Source organism: Paenibacillus sp. FSL F4-0243, from assembly GCF_037963295.1.
GTDB lineage: Bacteria > Bacillota > Bacilli > Paenibacillales > Paenibacillaceae > Paenibacillus_AQ.
The window spans coordinates 4456573-4476381 of sequence record NZ_CP150151.1 but is presented as its reverse complement, the minus strand read 5'-3'; the positions used below and the strand labels follow the sequence as shown (position 1 = coordinate 4476381).

Genomic DNA, 19809 nt, shown 5'->3' with positions numbered 1-19809 from the left:
AGGGATGAACGTGTATTCATTATTGATCGTAGATGATGAGAACATCATTAGAAAAGGGTTGCGAGTGATTATCGACGATCTTGGGTTCTCGTTCAGGGAAGTGGTGGAAGCCGAAAATGGAGTCCAAGCTTTGGCAATATATGAGAAACACAAGCCGGATATTATTATAGTCGATATTCAAATGCCTCATATGGACGGTATTGAATTTCTTAAAAAAATAAGGGATATAGGTGCTGATAGCCGGGTTATTATTTTCAGCGGCTACAGTGAATTTGAATATGCCAGGGAAGCTATTCGTTTTAAGGTTACCGAGTATTTGCTCAAACCGATCAAGAGACAGGATCTGGAGGCTGCCCTGAAGAGGGCTTTGGACGATCTGGACCAGGAAAAGGGAACGGAAGAACTGCCTCCTGGGAGCCTCTCCGAGACAGATGGGAATATGCTTAAAGATATGCTGCTAAGCGCTGGTGGGAGCGATGAGGTCTTTCAAATGTTTTTATCCGAACGAAGGATTGAAATGCCTTGCCCGCATTTCATCATTTTATATGCACAGTTTACCCACCTGCAACTTTTTTCAGATGCCGGACAGGGAAGTATTCTCCCTGCAACTATGCTCGGCAGTAAGCTGGTGGCAATGTTTCCTCAGGTACTATCTGTTCCGCATGTGAAAAACAGTGTGATCTCTATCATCAACATAAAAAAAGGAGACGGTTTGAGAGAACTTCGAGCCTCCTTAAACGAAATGAATGAATATCTCCGGGAAAAAGGGCTTCGAGTAAACTGGGGAGTCAGCGGTATTAGCAGTAAATCTGTGCCTCTGTACACGCTGTTTAGGCAGGCCAAAGCCGCCTTCATGGAAAAATTGGTATACGGCGAAGGGAATATTTATTTTGCAGATGAACTGCCTAAACTCGCTGACAGGTTGCACTTTAACGAATCTGATATTACCCAAATGATATCCATGCTCAGAATGATGGACACCGGGAGGCTGGAAGTCTTCATCAATCAGAGGTGCAATGAGACAAGTATAAAAGGAATGGTAACGGTGAAGGAATACCAGGACAAGCTTTGCAGCTTGCTTATACAGGTGGGGTCCGGTATAAACGGTTCCGAAAAGGCCGCTGTTTTTATGGCTAATAACATCTATCAATTCGTGGAGGAACTGGAGGAATGTACTTCTTTACCGGCGGCCAATAAGCGCTTTATTGATACTTTAGTATTGATAAGTACCTATGACCATAAAGAAGGAACAAAATCAGGAGACAATAAATCAATTGCGCTTGTCAAACTATTCATCCAGAAGAATTTCCACAAGGTAATCAATCTCGATATGCTGGCAAATCAGGTTTCCATGAATCCTTCCTACTTCAGTGTATTGTTCAAAAAGGAGGAGGGCATATCCTTAACCGATTATATTGTGAATGTCAGAATAAACAAGGCAATGGAATACCTAATAGATCCCCAGTTCAAAGTGTACGAGGTCGCAACCAAAACCGGATTCAATGATGAGAAGTATTTCAGCAAGGTATTTAAGAAAAATGTGGGAATTACACCTAAGGAATATAAAGAAAAAAGCATATTCCACATGTAGGTTTATTTTTAACAACAATAAATGCGATTTCAATAAATATGGCACGCTTTCTTGAAATTTTCCATTCTTTTTTACAGGCAGTGTTGCTAATATTCAGATTGTAGTCCCCTACAACACAAGTTTAGAGGAGGAGAAAAAATGACTTGGGCTAAGAATAGGTTTTATTGGATGTTTTTTTTATCTTTTTTGGTAGCGTTTACAGTCGGTTATGTCCGGCAAGCCGAAGCAGCAGGAACTAGTACAGTCTATCCGTTTCCCGCAAGTCTCGCTTCAAACAGCGATTTTCAGGTGTGGGTCGAAAACACTTCATCACCCGTATGGACTGCACCGGGAATGGCCGCTACCCCCAAAGCAGTTACCAGCTTCGCATTCACGGGTACGGTGACTGTTAAGGTACAGTACAAGTCCAATTTCACATCAGCTAATATTATGCCTTCCCAATACGGAATAACGTATACTAAACCGGCGGCCAACCAGCTTCAGTTCACGTTAAACGATTATAAAAAAAGCAAAATTATTATTCGGATCGACAACGATCCGAATAAAGAGCTTTTCTTGTTCGGGGATCCGCCTGTAGCGACGCCTCCTGCCGGTGCAATCGTCTATCAAGCAGGGGCGCATTATCCCGCTAATAATGAACTCACGATGCAGGACAATCAGACGATTTTCCTCATGCCGGGAGCTGTTCTGCATGCCAGAATTGATACCGCTAACAATTCCAACCTAAAAATTCTGGGCCCAGGAATTGTTGTTGCCTATGATACAGGTGTGAATCCGAATGAATCAGAGTTTGAAAACAACATGGTATTCTATAAATCCAACAATGTTGAGTTGCGGGATTTCATCCTGGTACGAAATTTTAACGACAATCTGATCCATCAACTGGTTGTACGCAATACGGACAATGTGTCCATAGACAATGTTAAAGTTATTAGCGATGCTAGATGCTCTGACGGTTTATCGCTTGGTGGAAATAATGGGGTAGATGTTAAGAATTTCTTCAGTGTATCCGGTGATAATAATCTTGTCATTGGCTGGTGGGGCAAAACCGATAATGTAACGATCGATAATTACATTGCTTATTTCCCCGAACATGCCGGCATTGCTCAAACTTCAGCCATCTTCGCTCAGGGAATTGAGGGAACTAAGCCGGGCGAGGATACCAGCTCGATTGGAACTGTTCGCATTACTAACTTCTATGCCATAAAGCAAACAAATGTACTGGGAAGCATATGGGGTAAAATTCAGGACAATATCGATAATTTTACGATCGAAAATCTCTATACCGAGCCGGGTTCGACTAGGGACAACTTGCTGTATTTTGACCTGAATGTATCCTCCAATAAAAATTTCAACCTGAAGAATGTATACTTTGATAAAACCACTGGAGGCTATCTTAGTGATAAATATTATGTAAGATTTGACAACGTATATTATAAAGGCAATTTGGTCGCCAATACTTCCGCTGCTAATGTTACAGGCTCTGGGAAAGTTCAAGTGTTGAATGGGACATCCGGGAAGCACTATGAATTTGAAAATGGTCAATTGAATGGGCCAATTGCCGCCAATAAGAATTATGCATCCTTTGGAAAAGCTGTGGCCGTTATGAACAGTGTAGGGAGTTTCGCGGAAGTTACAATAGATGTGCCTGTAGCCGGAGACTATATACTGGATATTGCCTATGCGAACGGATCGGGGGCGGATGCCGCCCAAAGCGTCTATGTAAATGGAATTTATAAGTTCCAGGCATCATTCCCCAAGACAAATGCTGGATGGGACCAGTCTGCCTCCTCATGGAAGAAAGTATCTGGCGTCGGAACGGTAAACCTGCAAGCGGGGACCAACAAAATTAAAATCCAAAAGGATTCCAATGACCTCTACACAGCAGACCTTGACTATCTTGAGGTAACTTTAAAGCCTATCCATGTGGAGATGGAAAGCGGAACCGTTGAACCGTTGGTGGAGGCGCCCTGATTATAAACAAGTACTATGCCTCCGGATTGAAGGCTGTAGGGGTTATGGATGCTGTAGGAAGCTATATCAATCTCACCGTAACCGTTCCGAGTGTATTTGTTTTACCAGGCTCAATTGGTTCCATTTGAGTATAAATGTTTTCATGTATTCCCTCCGATTTTAATATGGAAATATTACTAAGCCCAGCCAGCAGTTGTAATGAGGTAAGTTAATATTTAACGTTAGTTTATCATGAAAATTGTCGGCCATGTACGAGTGCCAAAATTTGTGAAAAGGTAATTGAACGATATGATCGAAACAGTAAAAAACCACGAAGTACAGTTTCACTGTATCTCGTGGTTTTTTAAGATTTAGGTATTTAATGTTTTTATTACAACATTACTTTAACAACCATAGCGCCGGGGAATTAGCAGGCTCCCAACCGGTTAACGATGTATGGGCTTGACGACATTCATACACAGAACCATCGTAGGTTACCAATGTACCGACTGTGTAAGGGGTATTGGGTGCCCAAGCTGGGGCTGTAGAGGCTGTAGCGGTTGTGCCATTGATGGTGCTGGCCACTGATTGATTGCCTGCGGCGTCGAAGGCATGTACATTGAACGTATATGTTGCACCGGCGCTAAGACCTGTTACCGTATAATCCGTTGTGGAGCCAGGTACAGTGGTGATTAATGTCGTTCCTCTATAAATACGGTAGCCTGTAACACCAACATTATCCGTTGACGGATTCCACATTAACTGAATGCTGGAGGATGTTGGTGTCCCCATAACATGTAAGCCGCCGGGGGCTGTCGGTGCTTCCGTATCATTACCAACGGGTGCATTAGTAGTAACACTGACGGAATTGCTTCCATTTGAGACATTTCCAGCAGCGTCTCTTGCCTTGACACTAAAGGTATAGGCAGTATTCGCGGTTAATCCAGATACGGTGTAATTTAATGTAGTGCCGGATACGGTTGCAACCAATGAAGTTCCGTTAAATACTTGGTACCCTGTTACACCGGTATTATCCGTGGATGCGTTCCAGGCCAATGAAACGCTGGTGGATGTTTTTGCAGTTGCAGTCAAAGCTGCTGGTGCGGAAGGAGCTTGGGTATCGACAGGGTTGCTTCCGCTAAAGTTGACATCAATGACATTATAGAAGGCGTTCGGAGTATCTGCGACTTCCCACACAGCCAAGATGACGTGGTATCCACTACGTTCCGGAACGTTAAACGTGTCTGAGTAAGTGAAGGGTGGCTGTACACCTCCATAGTTCACCGAATAGAAAGGAGTAAGGTCGAATGAGTCCCGAGTAAGAGCGGCGTTAGGATTCCAGTCGGGCTTTGTAATATAGTATTTCCAGCTGGCCGTTGAATGAGCGGCAGTCAATTTCCAAGTGAATGTATTTTGTCCGGCAGAGATGTTGACTTTAGACCAGCGTGTAGCCGATTGTTCATCAAGCTTGGGAAAAGCTCCGTTAGCGCTTGCAATCTTCCCGTCTGCTGGCCCTGCAGCAGGGAACCCCTTAGGTGCCTCTAGACTTTGGGGCTCATAAACAATCGGGCCACAATCTGTATTTTGTCCTGATTTACAGAGTGCAGCCCGGCTAGCAGGTCCTTCAACATAACCGTGAGAAAAGGATCTTTCCGGGAATAACATTACAACCAATGAAAAAATCAAGATCATACTCCCATAAGCTAACAACTTTACCCTAGGTGAATGAGAAATACGGATAGATGACATTTTACTCCTCCTTTTTATATAAAAATATGCACTGCGAACAAATGATGCATTCAGTCCCGAACGTTTTGTCTCAATTACAACTCCTTTCTTTGTTGAACGTATTTATATAAACTCATAAAGAGCTCATATATCGACATGAAAGATAAGAGAAAAAGGTGCGTAGGGCTAAATTCATTGAATGATAACAATTTTTGTAACACCATAGTGATTATATGCAAATAAATGGTATTTGTCTACCAAATTTAGAAAGAATATGCTATTTTTAGTATGAAAATTCTCCCTCGGAACACGATCTATATTCCCCTTATCGTTCCATATAATTCTTGGAATTTGAAAGATTCATTTAGAATGATTAAACGACAAAATATATTATTTTCTTAATTTCTCTCTCTTTCTTTTCTTTTTTTTGTGATGAAAAATGAAAAATACTGTATGTAAAATAAAGCGGTAAATTATATATTATTCAGAAAATTACAATAACAACGCTTTCAAAGGTTGCTATTTTTGGTTTTATTTACTATTATTAGTTGGAATTACTTACAAAGGATGTAAGTAATTGATATTAGTGTGGGATTAACTGTCTGGAGAACAGTTCAATTCATAGAATTATAAGCTTTAAATAGATAGAAAGGAGTGAGGAGATGCAATACTTTTTTTATTTGTCAACCTTCATTTTTATTGGGTTTCAAATTCTTTACACAGTCATCCCTTTATTTTTCAGTAAAGTTAAGAAATTGAACAACGATTGTGCTGAAAAATCGATCTCCGTTTTAGTTCCTGCTTATAACGAGGAGCTCACCATTAAGAATTGCATAGATGCAATGGAGGGCCTAAATTACAGCAACTATGAAGTCATCATTATTAATGATGGTTCAAAGGATCAGACGTTTCAAAAATTAAATGAGCTTTTGAACTTATCGATAAGTGACAGAGAAGCAGAGGGTAAGCTTACATATGGCGCTATTAAAGGAATTTATTATTCGGAGAAATATGAAAACATATTTGTAATTGATAAATCCAATGGCGGAAAGGCAGATTCTCTCAACGCCGGCATCGATTGTGCGAGTTCTGATATTGTTATTACGCTGGATGCGGATAGCATGCTGGAAATAAACTCGCTTAAATATGTAAGTCAATATTTTCAAGATGATAAGATCATCGCTTTAGGTGGTACGGTGAAGATCGTACAGGGCGCTGAGAAAAGGAACGGAGTTATCCAAGATAAATTTACTGGTAAAGGTATTATAAAAAGCCAAGTTATCAGCTACATCCATGGATTTTATGTTAGAAAACTAACACAATCGGTTTTTAATTCAATTGTCGTTATTTCAGGCGCATTTGGTGCTTTTTATAAGAGTATATTGGTGGACGTTAACGGGTTTAGAAGTACTGTAGGCGAAGATATTGATATTACCTTAAAAATTCACGAGTTCATTAAAGCGAATAACTTGAATAAGAAGCTCGTCTACGCGCCAGAAGCCGTATGCTACACGGAATGCCCAGAAAACTTAAGTAACTTTTATAAACAAAGAATACGCTGGCAAAAAGCTTTTGTAGATTGCATATTAATCTATTGGTCTAAATTATCGCGAAAGTTTAGCGTTGGCGTCAGTCTCTTTTTTGCTATTGATGGTTTTGTTCTAGGTACATTAACAGCATTTACAAGCGTTTTTTATCTTATACAATCGCTCTTTCTAGGTACAAATTTATTTAAGGCTTTTATTCTCATGTTTTTTGTAATTGTCATTAATGCGCTGCAAATCGGGATTTCTCTCTATTTATGCAAAAAATATGGCAGCAATTATTCAGTTAAAGATTATTTTAGGATGTTTTTGTTTAGCCAAGTTGAATTACTAACCTATCGAAATCTGCTGCTTTATATGAATATCGTAGGCACATTTAAATACTTTGATAATGACGAGGGCTGGGGATTCGTTGAGAGAAAAGGTGTTTCAAGTATCAGCTAGTCTCCTATTGTAACTATCAGCAAACTATTCATCGGGAGGTATTTATGAATCATATATTGAAAGATAAACGAATTATATTTATAGATGTATTAAGAATAATATCCATCATAGCTGTCATCATTCTGCACTACACTGCAGACTTGCTTACAAGGACAAATGATTTCAATACAACCTCTTGGTGGATTAGCAACTTTTTTAATTCGATATCCAGATTTGCTGTACCAGTGTTTTTTATGATAAGTGGTGCGATGATCCTTAGAGTGGAAGTGAAATCATATCGGCAGTTTTATATTAAAAAAGTAATTCCTTTAATCATTTCCTTAGTTAGCTGGTCACTCATTTATGCCGTATACACCCAATATTTCATTCAAAAAAGCAGCATGGGCGTTTATGATTTTTTCATTCATTTTTCGTACGGTTTAATTTTTGATAAGAATTATATACATTTATGGTTTCTATACGCGATTATTGCGATCTATATAACAGTTCCATTAATTAGTAAGCTGGTAAAAGTGTGCAGTGAAAAAGATTTAAAATATTATCTGTTAATATGGTTTTTGGTTAGTGTGGTTTATAAATTCATCTCCGACCTCGTATTCAGATTGACCTCCGAATATATTAATATTCCCATAACCAACATCCCCTTGTTCATGGGTTATCTAGGATATTTTATCCTTGGATATTATCTCTTCAACTATACGATATCCATCAAAGCTAAAAATCTTTTCTTTAACTTAGGCATTATATCCTTTTTTGTAACGCCATTAGCGACCTACTTTTCTTCCTTATATAGTGGTGTGTTAGATGAAATGTTCTATGGCAACTATTCACTCTCAACATTTTTTATGGCTATTGGAACGTTTATCTATTTTAAAGAAAAAGAAACTGCCATTAGCGAGAAGTTGAATTACAAAGTCAAAAAAATAATCAGCTCCATTTCCAAGGCTAGCTTTAGTATCTACTTAATTCATTTGTTAGTTGAAATATTGGTATCCAGAAGAGCAGAAATACAAGCTACTCTACTCCAATCCATATTTAACCTTACTTTTAATGTCATTATTATATTCTTATTTAGCTATGTCACGGTTAAAGTTTTAAATCTAAATAAATATATTACACATGTATTATTTGGAGGAAGAAGTTAACATGATGAAAATAAGTATATATACAAAAATCTTCATAGCTATATTAGCTATAGGCATGGGAATTTATTATTACACTCTCAATGATTCAGACAAAAAAATAACCTCCGTATACATACCGTTATGGAAAGACTTTAAAGATCTTAATCTAAAAGACAAAAACATTGATATCGCTATTCTCGCCTTTGCCAAAATTGATAAAACCAATGTATATTTTGATCTAGACCCTGCTAAAAATGAGATTATTAAAGAAAATATAAAGAAGCTGCAAGCAAATAATAAAAAAACGAGTTTCATACTTGGTGTTGGTGGGTATAAAGCGGACGGATTCTCCGATGCTTCAATGGATGAAAACCGGTACTCCTTTACTGAGAGTATGATCGCAATGGTAAAGGAGTTAGATTTAGATGGGATTGATATAGACTGGGAATATCCAGCCTTTGATTCCTGGAATACAACTAAAGCCAGACCGGAGGATACCAAGAACTTTACTAGTCTTATGAAGGAACTTAATGAAAAACTGGATAGACTGCCGCGTAAAAATAAAAATTACTATTTAACCTTTGCTGCTGGAAATGAAGATTGGTTCTTCAAAAACGTTGAGGTTAAAAAAGTAGAAAAGTATGTGGATTTCATTAATGTCATGAGCTATGACTTGACTGGAGCTTGGTCAGATACAACAGGGTATAATTCGAATTTATTTATAGATAAGCATAAAAAGAGCAAAACCAGCGTGGATCGTATTATTCATTTATATTTAGATCGTGAAGTTGATCCGAGCAAGCTTCTCCTAGGTATTCCAGCTTATTCCTACGGATGGGAGAATGTTAAAAGTGATGTGAATAAGGAGGCCTCATTTTTACTGGGTAAACCTATCAATATCGACAAAGTAGATTTAAGCTACAAGACGATAAAAGAAAAATATATGATCCAAGATGGATTTAAACGATACTTTGACGATACAGCGAAGACGGCCTATTTATATGATGGTGATACTTTTATTACGTATGAAGATAAAGAAGCCTTGCAGGCAAAAGTTAAATATATCAAAGATAAAAAACTGGCTGGTGTCATGGTGTGGGAGTATTCTCAAGACTCCGAAGACGGCATAGTAAAGTATTTATCTGATAATCTGAACAAGTAGCTACTGTTAAATAGAAGATTATATGGACAATAATGTGTTTAGGCGTTAGGGATGCAGCCCACTATCAGTAGCACAGGTCAAGACAAAATATGCACAGAATTTAATATATAACAAGAGAATAGGTGCTGCTCCCGCAAACAATCCTCCTTTAAACTAGAAACGTACTTAACAAAATCTGCTAGAGGAGGATTCAAATGCGCAAAAAGGTTATCGGGAGAATTTGCAGTACAGTTATGGTTTGCAGTCTGCTTGCAGCAGGCAACGGAACGACCTACGCCAGTGGCGCCAATAACTCTGATGCTCCTACAAACAATTCAGTCAAGAACGTAATCCTGTTTATTACGGATGGGATGAGCTTATCCGATGTGAACTTGGCCAGATGGTATCAGGGAGGACAGGCGCTTGCAATGGATAAGTATTTCAGCGGGCTGGTCAGAACCTATTCTACGGATTCACTTACTACAGATTCCGCTGCGGGAGCTACGGCTTATGCCACAGGCCATAAGGTTAAGAGTGAGACGGTCTCCATACTGCCCGACCGAATCACGATGCCGTTCGTGGACGCAGTTAAGCCAGAGGACGTGAACAAACCTCTGCTTACGATTATGGATGCAGCGAGAATGGCAGGGAAAAGTACAGGAACGGTATTTACTTGTGAATTAACGGATGCGACGCCGGCTACATTTTTAAGTCATGCCTACACGCGTGACAATGCGCAGTCTATTGCAGAACAGATGGTCTACAGTGGTGTAGATGTTCTTCTCGGGGGTGGGTCCGGGTATTTGGTACCCGGCAAAGAAGACATTAACCGTAAGGACGGAGAAGATTTAACCAAAATCCTGAAATCAAATGGATATGAATACGTAACGGATAAAGCAGGTTTAATGAATTCTAAAACGAATAAAATCTGGGGGCTGTTCAACCCCGAAGCACTGGATGCTGATTTTGATCTGAACCCGCAAAAGCAACCGAGCCTTGTTGAAATGACCAAAGTAGCGATAGAGAAATTGTCACAGAACGAGAAAGGTTTTATTCTGATGGTCGAAGCAAGCCAGATTGACTGGTATGGTCATGATAACGATCCGGTGGGGATTATGAGTGAGACCTTAGCGTTTGATAAAGCTTTCAAAGCCGCTGTTGATTTTGCAGAAAAAGACGGAAATACAGCAGTCTTGTCCGTTTCGGATCATGCTACTGGCGGGCTCAATATGACGAACTATGATTCCACCAAAGACCTAGTCTCCGTGTTGAAGAAAGCGAAGCACACCAGTTATTACATTGAAGGCAGTATTAATGAGCACAACTTCAAAAAGGTCCTAGCGGATAATTATGGACTTAGTGATTTAACCAAAGAAGAAGCGGATCAAGTCAGATTAGGCATGAAAGATAACCTTTCGCCGGTCATCGGTAAAATCTTGGGGAATAAGATAGGCGTAACCTTCTCTACGGATGATCATACATCGGAAGAAGTTGGATTGTTCGCCTACCATCCGGCTAATTATAAACCGACCGATTTCGTGAACAGCGGTGTAATCCAGAATACGGATGTGAATAAGTATATTCAAGAAGTGACCGGACTAAATCTGGCGCAGCTTCAGGATACACTGTACGTATCCAGTGATAAATTCAAGGCCAAAGGAGCTACGATCACCCTAGACAAGACCGATAAGACTAATCCGGTGGTTGTAGTGAAAAAAGCAGGCCAAGTTCTCAAGCTACCTATAGATAAAAACATCGCCATTCTGGATGGCAAAACAACGAAACTCAATGTACTGACAGTAATGATTAAAGATAAAGTGTGGGTTTCACAGGATGCATTAGACTTGATTCTCTAATTATTAGAGTTCATGGCATGATTCTTCGACTAAAAGTTAAAACGCTTAAACCCGAAAACCCCTTTTTTATGAGGGGTTTTTTGTTGCAGGCTTTGTTCCATAGGTCATCAAGCGCCAAAGCTTTTCTAAAGGTCCCATGGAAAAGAACTTGAACCAGATGGTACTACAAATGATTTGAATAATATAAATCAGAACAGCGATGTAGAGAATATCTTTGGGTGAAACGACTTCGAGACCTATCATTGAAATGATTGCCGTCCCTATAATGCTTTGAGCTACATAATTATTTGTAAATGCCATTTGACCCACCCGTGATATGGGTGTCAGGAATTTCACCATTTGTTTGTTTTCTAATAGTAGAAATAATGTTGTTAAGTAAAACAAAGTGGTTGGAAGTGATCCTAAGCCCGTAACTGAATCTACATTGCTGCTCCCGCTTTGAGAAGCGTTCCAAATCCATAATGAGATCCCACCGACCAAAAGAAATGATGCTATTTGAATCCATCTAATTGGTTTTGATAATTCTTGTATATGTATCAGCCAACCTGACTTTGCAGTTAAAAAACCAGCTAAAAACATAATAAAGATTTGCATAGCGTCATTAGAAAAAATATCAAGGATAGATGAGATTGCCCCTTGAGAGGGTAAAAATATTTTTACCATCAAGGAAATGATGTAAATGGATGTCATACCCATAAGCCACTTTTTAAGTGTAGAAACCGTTGTGTGATAAAAAGGGATCAGAAACAATCCGATAATGGCGTATACGGGTAGAATGGTTCCCCAAAAGATAAATACATGAAGGAATGAAAAAATAGAAAAGAACTTTTTTTGTACGAAGATGATTATCAAAGTATTGATGATTCCATTAATGCCGCTATAGTCTGGTAAAGGATCTCCTTCAATAATAACTTTAAAGGCTCCAACATTTATCAGCAGAATGCCAAAAAGAGCAAGTCCGCGAATGATGTCGAGTGAAACGATTCTTTCTTTTTGTGAAATCGAGGGATTCATTAAAAGTTCTCCTTTGAAAAAGGTTTCATTTGCTTAGAAGTCAGTATAAGTTGCGAACCTTACATTAAATTGATGCCAACATTACAGGATCCTTAAATATGATAAAATGTTCCAACTTCAGTTGAATTAGAATCAGTTTTATGGTTAATATGAATACTAAATAATTATGGGGTGTGAACTAGAAATGTCAGCATATACTCAACCAATCTTTGTGGCAGCGATCTTTTTTGTGGTTTTAGCATTCGCCTTATTTATCCCATGGCTCATTTATACATATAGAAAGTATAACTATCTCCCATTTTCTACCACGTTAATTTCATTTTCGTTTATTTTTTACTTTCTAGCAGCGTTATTTTTAGTCTTGTTGCCGTTGCCAGAGATACGCGATACTTGTTCACTACAAAAACCGGGCACACAACATTATTCATTGATGCCATTTCAATTTATAGTGAGCACCTTAGGGAATAGTGGTATCGTGTTATCACAGCCTGCAACTTATAGACTGTTATTTAGCCAACCCTCATTCTATCAAGCTTTTTTTAATTTCTTGCTATTATTACCTTTTGGTGTTTATTTGCGATACTTTTTTCAAGACAAGAAACATTGGAAAAAAGCGCTAGCAATCACGTTCTTATTAACATTATTTTATGAGATAACACAGGTAACCGGCATTTACGGGATTTATAATTGCCCTTATCGTATTTTTGATGTGGATGATTTATTGTTGAATACTACTGGCGGGGTACTGGGCTTCTTTATTGCTCCAGCCGTGTTGGCGTTATTCCCATCAAAAAAGAAAATTAATGTGAAAGCAGAAAGATTATTGGCTCTTGATGAAGTAAGAGGGATGTCTGTGTTGCTGGCTGTTATTATTGATCTATTTATCAGCGACATAGTAGTTAAAGTTGTGCTGAGTATGACCAACGTTAATATGGTTAGTGAATTTATTGTGAGCACAATTACACTTTCTGTAACCTTGTTTATTATTCCATGGATTTGGAATGGATCGACACTCGGTACGAAAATAATGCGTTATCGCTATGACAGTAAAATAAGTCGAGTGGAAACGAACAAGCGATTATTTAAACGCTTTGGTGCCATTTATGCGATGTACTTCATAACAGTCATTGCGAATACTTTGAATAACGTGGAACTATCAATGGATTCTCCATTTTATAAGGCATCTATATTCTTAACATTAGGTGCAGCATTGACCTCTATCATCTTAACGATCGTGTTGTTCATTCATGTTATATTAGTCGTGTTTGGCAAACAAAAACGCCGCTTTTACTTTGATGAAGCTTCTGATTTATATACAACGAGAAAAAAATGAATTTTTTTCAAGCGTAAAGGGGTACTCCGTAGTCTTAAATGGCTACTGGGTACCCCTTTTTTTTGGATTTAAGCTTATTGTAAGGTTGGCATGAATTTGCTGTAAGGTTCACAGCCTATAGTATAAGTATCAGCAAATTATGAGGTGAAATGAATGGAACCATTATTAAAAGTAGAAAACATAAAAAAAGTATACGGGAAGTTAAGTGCTGCTTACACAGCATTAGAAAACGTGTCTTTTGACATTCATGAAGGTGAGTTTGTAGGGATTATGGGACCTTCAGGAGCGGGGAAATCAACCTTGCTAAATTTGTTAGCAACTATTGATTCTCCAACTGAAGGGAAGATTTATATGAAGAACAAGAGTATTCATGACATGAAGGAAGCAGCTTTGTCAGACTTTCGTCGTGATCATCTCGGTTTCATCTTCCAAGATTACAATTTACTCGATTCCTTGACTGTAAAGGAGAACATATTACTTCCTCTGGCGATTGCTAAAATTCCAGCGAAGAAAATCAATCACCTTGTGACTCAGATCTCTAAAGTATTTGGGATTGAAGATTTACTGGCAAAATATCCTTACCAAATCTCTGGTGGTCAAAAGCAAAGAACCGCTGCGGCTAGAGCGCTCGTGACAGAGCCTGCACTTATTTTGGCTGATGAACCAACAGGTGCGCTTGACTCTAAATCAGCAACAGATTTATTAGAAAGCTTAAGCACTTTAAATGAAAATAACAACTCGACCATTATGATGGTGACTCATGATGCCTTTGCCGCAAGCTTCTGCCGCCGGATCATTTTCATCAAGGATGGTTCTTTTTCAACAGAAATCTATCGTCGTGACCAGACACGCAAAGCTTTCTTCCAAGAGATCTTAGATGTTCATGCGGCCATTGGGGGTGAGGTAGATGACGTTATTTAGTCTAGCAAGAAAAAATATAGCCCGAAACTTTTCACAATATTTTTTATATATTGCATCGATGGTGTTTAGTATCATCATTTACTTTACATTTGTGACTTTGAAATATAGCGATACGATAGCAGAACAGACGGCTTCATCCCAAAAACTAGGCTCACTAATGAGTGGGGCGGCAGTCATTCTCATCTTTTTCGTGTTCATATTTATAGCCTATTCCAATTCATTTTTTATGAAAAAACGTAAAAAAGAAGTCGCATTGTATGCGTTGCTAGGGGTACGTAATCGTCAAATAGGCTTTATGCTCTTTTTCGAAAATTTATTGTTAGGATTGTTCTCTTTAGTAGTAGGAATTGTACTTGGGTTCCTATGTTCAAAAGGATTTATGACGATTTTAATTCATTTAATGGGTTATGACGTTGTAGCACCCTTTACATTTTCAGCGGCGGCAGCGATGAACACGGCTATCGTATTTCTGGTTATTTTCTTAGTAACATCGTTTCAAGGCTATCGCTTAATCTATCAATTTAAGCTGATTGATTTATTTCATGCTTCCAAAAAGGGAGAAGTGGCGCCTAAACCATCTATGATAGTAGCTGTTCTTGGAGTGTTACTCATTGTCTTGGGCTATTGGCTTGCAATGCAGGACCTTTTCACTTCGAAGGTATGGGGAAAAATTGGATTCCCCTTGACTGTATTAATTATTTTAACAACGGTTATTTTGGGTACATTTTTATTGTTCCACAGTGTGACTGGCTTTGTGTTAGCAATGATTAAGAAAAATGAAAAGTGGCTTTGGAAAGGCCTTCATGTCATTACTATTTCGCAGCTGCTCTATCGTATTCGTGGGAACGCACGTACATTAACTGTGATTGCCGTGTTGAGTGCTACGACAGTAACTGCCGGTGGAGCGGTCTATGGCCTTTATTACAATACGAATGACTCGGCGAAAACGATTAATCCGAATACCTTTATGTATCAATCCACAGATGCAGAAATGGACAAGCAAGTGAGTGCTGTAGTATCAGATACAAAATACGATAAAAATATTGAAGCACTATCCATTACGTTTCATACGAAAGAGTTAAACTCGCCATCAACATTCGATAGCTCTGATAAAAGAGAATATACAGTTATCGATGAAAAAACATACAACCAATTAGCAAGTCTACAACATAAAGAAAAATTAGATGTAAAGGACAGCTACGCGGTTATTTTAGATATCGGATATGACAAAAGATTCTCACCAATATATACAGGGAAAACTATAACAACAGGCAACGGCCATCCTCTCACATTCCAAAGCTTTAAAACGCAAAGCGTATTGAATGTAGGTACAGCAGGTATAACCGTGGTAGTCTCGGAGGATCAGTATAAAGTGTTGCAAAATGATGGGGAAGTGCTGCACTATCGTGTTCTTGGGGTAGATGATGCTTCTGTGGATTTATCTAAAAAAATAGCAAACCAATTACCTGAAGAAGCGTTATTTTCAAGTGGTCCACAAGATTACCAAACAAGTTTGGAAGGTGTGGGGTCTCTACTGTTTATCGGAAGTTTCCTTGGTCTAGTATTTCTGGCTGCTACAGGCAGTATCATTTATTTTAAGGTTTTAACAGAGGCAGAAGAGGATAAATCACAGTACAATATGCTGCATAAAATGGGTGTCAGTGCAAAAGAAATGCGAAAATCAATTGCGTCACAGGTATTCGTTATCTTTGTTGTACCGCTTGTAGTAGGGTTATTGCATAGTGTAGTGGCTTTAAAAGCATTCTCTAGTCTACTGATGATGGATTTGGCAAAACCTGTGTTGCTCTGGATGATTGCTTATACCGTAATTTACGGGTTGTATTATTTATTAACCGTAGCTTCTTACAATCGAATTATCACACTAAATAATAAAACAGAAGGATGATTGAGATGAAAAAATTTCTAATTACTATGGGTATTTTGTTTGTTATTGGAGTTGTAGGGGTCTTTGCTATAGCCAAGATTGATTTCAATCGCTTCAATGCCGAAAATTACTACTTACAAATCACAGAGGATGGGGAACCTCATGAATATAAACTGAGCGATGGTTCAGTCATGACCTCTTATTCTTATACACTAGAGGCTACAAATGCCAAAGGTAATACAATTCCACTGGAATTTAATGCACAAAAAAATCTTCGTAAAGGCGCCTACTTGAAAATGTATGTAAAAAAAGGTGATCAAGTCTCCTCATACGATGAAGTGAAATTAGAGGATATTCCGCTAAAGGCACTAAAAAACTAATAGATTGAAGAAGGGCTGTCTCCAATAAAGTAAGTGGAGAACAGCCCTTTTCTCTACCTAATGAGTAGGTAAGTCATTTGTATTATAAAAGTATAGTAATGGTGGTACCGGTATTTTCATCGCTTGTCAAATCGAGTTTCCCCTCATGAGCCCAAATAATGTCTCTGGCGATGGCCATTCCTAACCCAGTTCCATGCTTACTCGTTGTGTTTGTACCCCGATAGTAGCGTTCGAAAACCTGTTCCAGATCTTTAGCCGGAATACCCTGGCCATTATCAGAAATTGTAATTTGGGTATGCGGACTAATGGTTTCCACTCGAATCTTCACCACGACATTTTCATCGTTATGCACCAGCGCGTTGTAGATAAAGTTAAGGATCGCTCGTTTTAGTAATTTTTTATCTACTTTATGTACGGCTTTAACCACATTTGTCTCAAACTCTATCTGCCGTTCACCAAAGGTCGGGTCATTTAAAAGTTCAATCGTCATTTCTCGTAGAAACTGAACGAGATTCACATCTTCAAATTGCAGGGATAGCTGGTGATTACGCAAACGCGTCGTTAAATTGAGGTCATCTAACAAATCTTTCATATACATCGATTTACTCTTGATAATTGACGTGTATTCCTGTAATTCCTGGGCTGTTAAATCTGTGGCACTGTCGTTTATAAATTCTGCATAACCTTGAATAGAAGCAAGTGGTGTTTTCATGTCATGTGAAACATTACTAATCCATTCCTCACGCATTTGGTCGAGATGCTTACGTTCTTCTTCATGTCGATCGAGCTTTTCTGATAGTTCATTCATGTTTCGGAAAACTTCTTCATAAACGCCTTTAGGAGTAGGCATTTTCTTAAAACGTCGCTCCCTAAGCTGTTGAATACCCTCTATTAATGTATGAAGGGGTGCAGTTAACTTTTTCCCAAATAAAAATCCAATGATGATTACAATAAGCACATCTACGACTATAAAAATGGAGAGAAAAACATTAACATCTTTAAAAATTTTAGCGTAGTCATAGGTCATTACGTAGCGGCCTATTTTCGGATTTTGAATCCCTAAAAAGTAGCTAAAATTTTGAGCTGTGCTGACAAAAACAGTCGTGCTTGCATCTAATTCTTTATATTTGTACATTTGTACAATTTCAATAGGAGAATAATCTGTTTGCAATTCTTCAGGGGTATAAAAGGCTGCTACTTGCTCCCCTTGGTCATTCAAGAATTGTACCCAGGCGCTCATTTCTTGTAGTTTTTTGAGGCCATCCTCGTTCACAACAGGTCTGCCGGATTGTAGTTCTACATATTGTGAAAAGGTCCGGCTAAAGGTTTCTGCAGAGACTTCTTCAGTGCCGAAATTATTGTTTTTTAGCTGTAAAAAGAAAAGAAAAAGAAATAAAATCGCATTTACAATACCAACGATCACAACAATAGTCATAACCGATCTTAAAAAACGGAGTGTCAATTTCCATTTCAACTTGTCTCACCCCTTGGTATGTAATTTATAACCTAACCCTTTAACCGTTAATAAAAAGGTTGGCTTTGAAGGGTCTACCTCAATTTTTTCGCGTAAGCGCCGAATATGTACCATCACTGTATTATCGGAGCCAAAAAAATCTTCACCCCATACCTGTTCAAACAAGGTTTCTTTGCTTATGATCTGATTCGGATGATGCATGAAACAGCTCATTAAACCGACTTCTTTGGCGGTAAGCACAAGGGGTTCGCCATTCTTTTTTAATTCTGTCTCATTGGCACTGAGCTCAAAGGGGCCCACTTGCAAACTTTTCGGAGCCTTTTTTTCCTCTGTAAAGCCAGCTCTTCTCAGTTGTGCCTTTACCCGATAAGCAACTTCTTTGGGACTGAACGGTTTAGTAATATAATCATCGCCACCTATCGCCAGTCCTAACAGCTTATTAATTTCCTCATCCTTTGCAGACATAAATAAGATCGGTGCATTTGATGTTTCCCGAATTTTTCTGCATAAGTCATATCCTTCTCCATCTGGTAGCATTATATCTAGCAAGATAAGTTCAGGATTATACTCCTGAAACTTGTCCCAGCCCTCTGCAACTGTCCCGGCAGTTACAACGTCTGCAATACCTTCTTTATGTAAAACTGCCTTCATCAGACGAGCTAAATCATCTTCATCGTCTATGATTAATACCCATTTATGACTTGCCATTTGTTTTCCTCCAAATCCGTCTTTATGTACATTATTACATTATAAAGGACTCTTTATTTCTTGCGCAAAAAAATCGCAAAAGAAAGGCTTGCATGAAGATGGGTATTACTTAGACGAACATAGCAAAGCAATATTCGGTGATTTACTAAAATTCATTCTAGATATAGCCAAATCAGGTAAGGAGGAGAAATTGTTACGCCCCCTGCCTTCCATGGCATTGATCTGCACTGTATATGGCCCTTTGAAGATGTTCGCTAAAATGATGGAAGAAGTTGAGTTACTGTATTCGCTTGAGCTCGAAGAAGAACTTGCAGATAGCTTTTGGAATGCCATTAGATGGCTTGATTGCAGCCCTGGGCGTTGATTACAGCATATTCCTGATGATGCGGTATAACGAGCTTGAAGGGGATGTTGGATCAAGTATTGAGTGGCATCACGTTATATGGTTGGTGTAGTATTGTCTGCTGCCTTTATTCTAGGAGGCACCTGCGCCGCGTTGATTCCTTCGGGCGTAATGACACTTATACAGGTAGCATTCGTATTAATCATTGCACTATTATTACTAAGAGTAGCGGCCATGCCGGTGTTCTTGACTGCATTAAAGCAGCTTGCTAGCAAATTAAATGGTTCAAGCAACGGTGCTACATCAAAGAATGTAGTTGACAAATCGAGTCATATTTAGACGGCAGTAAAATTAAAAAATACATGCGTTA

The 19809-nt window shown here is 38.7% G+C and carries 15 protein-coding genes and 1 pseudogene; 12 read left to right on the top strand and 4 right to left on the bottom strand.

Features of this window, described 5'->3' with window-relative positions; genetic code table 11:
* Positions 1-4 precede the first annotated feature (4 nt).
* The gene (locus tag NSS87_RS19975; protein WP_081951162.1) at positions 5-1591 is read left to right on the top strand and encodes a response regulator; all 1587 of its coding nucleotides are present in this window, start codon (positions 5-7) and stop codon (positions 1589-1591) included.
* A gap of 138 nt (positions 1592-1729) precedes the next feature.
* Entirely contained in the window at positions 1730-3565 is a 1836-nt protein-coding gene (locus NSS87_RS19970; RefSeq protein ID WP_042189640.1) for a hypothetical protein, read from the top strand.
* 378 nt (positions 3566-3943) lie between these two features.
* On the opposite strand, the gene NSS87_RS19965 is transcribed toward NSS87_RS19970, so the two are convergent.
* A complete protein-coding gene (locus tag NSS87_RS19965) occupies positions 3944-5293 on the bottom strand; it encodes a lytic polysaccharide monooxygenase (protein ID WP_339242271.1) in 1350 nt (449 codons plus the stop codon).
* A 641-nt stretch (positions 5294-5934) separates the two neighbouring features.
* Between NSS87_RS19965 and NSS87_RS19960 the strand changes: the two genes are divergently transcribed.
* The 4 genes from NSS87_RS19960 to NSS87_RS19945 all read left to right on the top strand — a co-directional run bounded on the left by NSS87_RS19960 (position 5935) and on the right by NSS87_RS19945 (position 11381).
* On the top strand, positions 5935-7260 hold the full coding sequence (locus tag NSS87_RS19960) for a glycosyltransferase family 2 protein (RefSeq protein WP_339242269.1): 1326 nt from the start codon (positions 5935-5937) through the stop codon (positions 7258-7260).
* A gap of 44 nt (positions 7261-7304) precedes the next feature.
* Complete coding sequence (locus NSS87_RS19955; protein WP_339242268.1) at positions 7305-8405, top strand: acyltransferase family protein; 1101 nt, start codon at positions 7305-7307, stop codon at positions 8403-8405.
* A gap of 4 nt (positions 8406-8409) precedes the next feature.
* Entirely contained in the window at positions 8410-9546 is a 1137-nt protein-coding gene (locus tag NSS87_RS19950) for a glycosyl hydrolase family 18 protein (protein WP_339248622.1), read from the top strand.
* A 194-nt stretch (positions 9547-9740) separates the two neighbouring features.
* Positions 9741-11381 (top strand): alkaline phosphatase, encoded by a 1641-nt coding sequence (locus NSS87_RS19945; RefSeq protein ID WP_339242267.1) that lies wholly within the window; start codon positions 9741-9743, stop codon positions 11379-11381.
* Between the two features lie 66 nt (positions 11382-11447).
* Here NSS87_RS19945 and NSS87_RS19940 read toward each other — a convergent pair whose 3' ends face one another.
* Positions 11448-12395 carry a DUF418 domain-containing protein gene (locus NSS87_RS19940; RefSeq protein ID WP_339242265.1) on the bottom strand — a complete coding sequence of 316 codons (948 nt, stop codon included), beginning with the start codon at positions 12393-12395 and terminating at the stop codon, positions 11448-11450.
* Between the two features lie 184 nt (positions 12396-12579).
* Between NSS87_RS19940 and NSS87_RS19935 the strand changes: the two genes are divergently transcribed.
* The 4 genes from NSS87_RS19935 (at position 12580) to NSS87_RS19920 (ending at position 16914) form a co-directional block, all read left to right on the top strand.
* The gene (locus NSS87_RS19935; RefSeq protein ID WP_339242263.1) at positions 12580-13728 is read left to right on the top strand and encodes a VanZ family protein; all 1149 of its coding nucleotides are present in this window, start codon (positions 12580-12582) and stop codon (positions 13726-13728) included.
* Between the two features lie 153 nt (positions 13729-13881).
* Complete coding sequence (locus tag NSS87_RS19930) at positions 13882-14649, top strand: ABC transporter ATP-binding protein (protein ID WP_339242261.1); 768 nt, start codon at positions 13882-13884, stop codon at positions 14647-14649.
* Positions 14636-16555, top strand: a complete 1920-nt coding sequence (locus NSS87_RS19925; RefSeq protein WP_339242259.1) for an ABC transporter permease — start codon at positions 14636-14638, stop codon at positions 16553-16555. The genes NSS87_RS19930 and NSS87_RS19925 overlap by 14 nt, the downstream gene beginning before the upstream one ends.
* Positions 16556-16560: 5 nt before the next feature.
* Positions 16561-16914 carry a YxeA family protein gene (locus tag NSS87_RS19920; RefSeq protein ID WP_042194171.1) on the top strand — a complete coding sequence of 118 codons (354 nt, stop codon included), beginning with the start codon at positions 16561-16563 and terminating at the stop codon, positions 16912-16914.
* 82 nt (positions 16915-16996) lie between these two features.
* Here the strand turns inward: NSS87_RS19920 and NSS87_RS19915 are convergent, their stop codons facing one another.
* Together NSS87_RS19915 and NSS87_RS19910 are read right to left on the bottom strand one after the other, a co-directional pair.
* Positions 16997-18388: a HAMP domain-containing sensor histidine kinase gene (locus NSS87_RS19915; protein WP_339242257.1), complete on the bottom strand. Its 1392-nt coding sequence runs from the start codon at positions 18386-18388 to the stop codon at positions 16997-16999.
* A gap of 6 nt (positions 18389-18394) precedes the next feature.
* Positions 18395-19096 (bottom strand): response regulator transcription factor, encoded by a 702-nt coding sequence (locus tag NSS87_RS19910; protein WP_149647020.1) that lies wholly within the window; start codon positions 19094-19096, stop codon positions 18395-18397.
* A gap of 88 nt (positions 19097-19184) precedes the next feature.
* Between NSS87_RS19910 and NSS87_RS19905 the strand changes: the two genes are divergently transcribed.
* Together NSS87_RS19905 and NSS87_RS19900 are read left to right on the top strand one after the other, a co-directional pair.
* Positions 19185-19460 (top strand): hypothetical protein, encoded by a 276-nt coding sequence (locus NSS87_RS19905; RefSeq protein WP_339242253.1) that lies wholly within the window; start codon positions 19185-19187, stop codon positions 19458-19460.
* Positions 19438-19778, top strand: a pseudogene (locus NSS87_RS19900) (MMPL family transporter); the annotation flags it as partial. The gene NSS87_RS19905 and the pseudogene NSS87_RS19900, both read left to right, overlap by 23 nt.
* Positions 19779-19809: the final 31 nt, after the last annotated feature.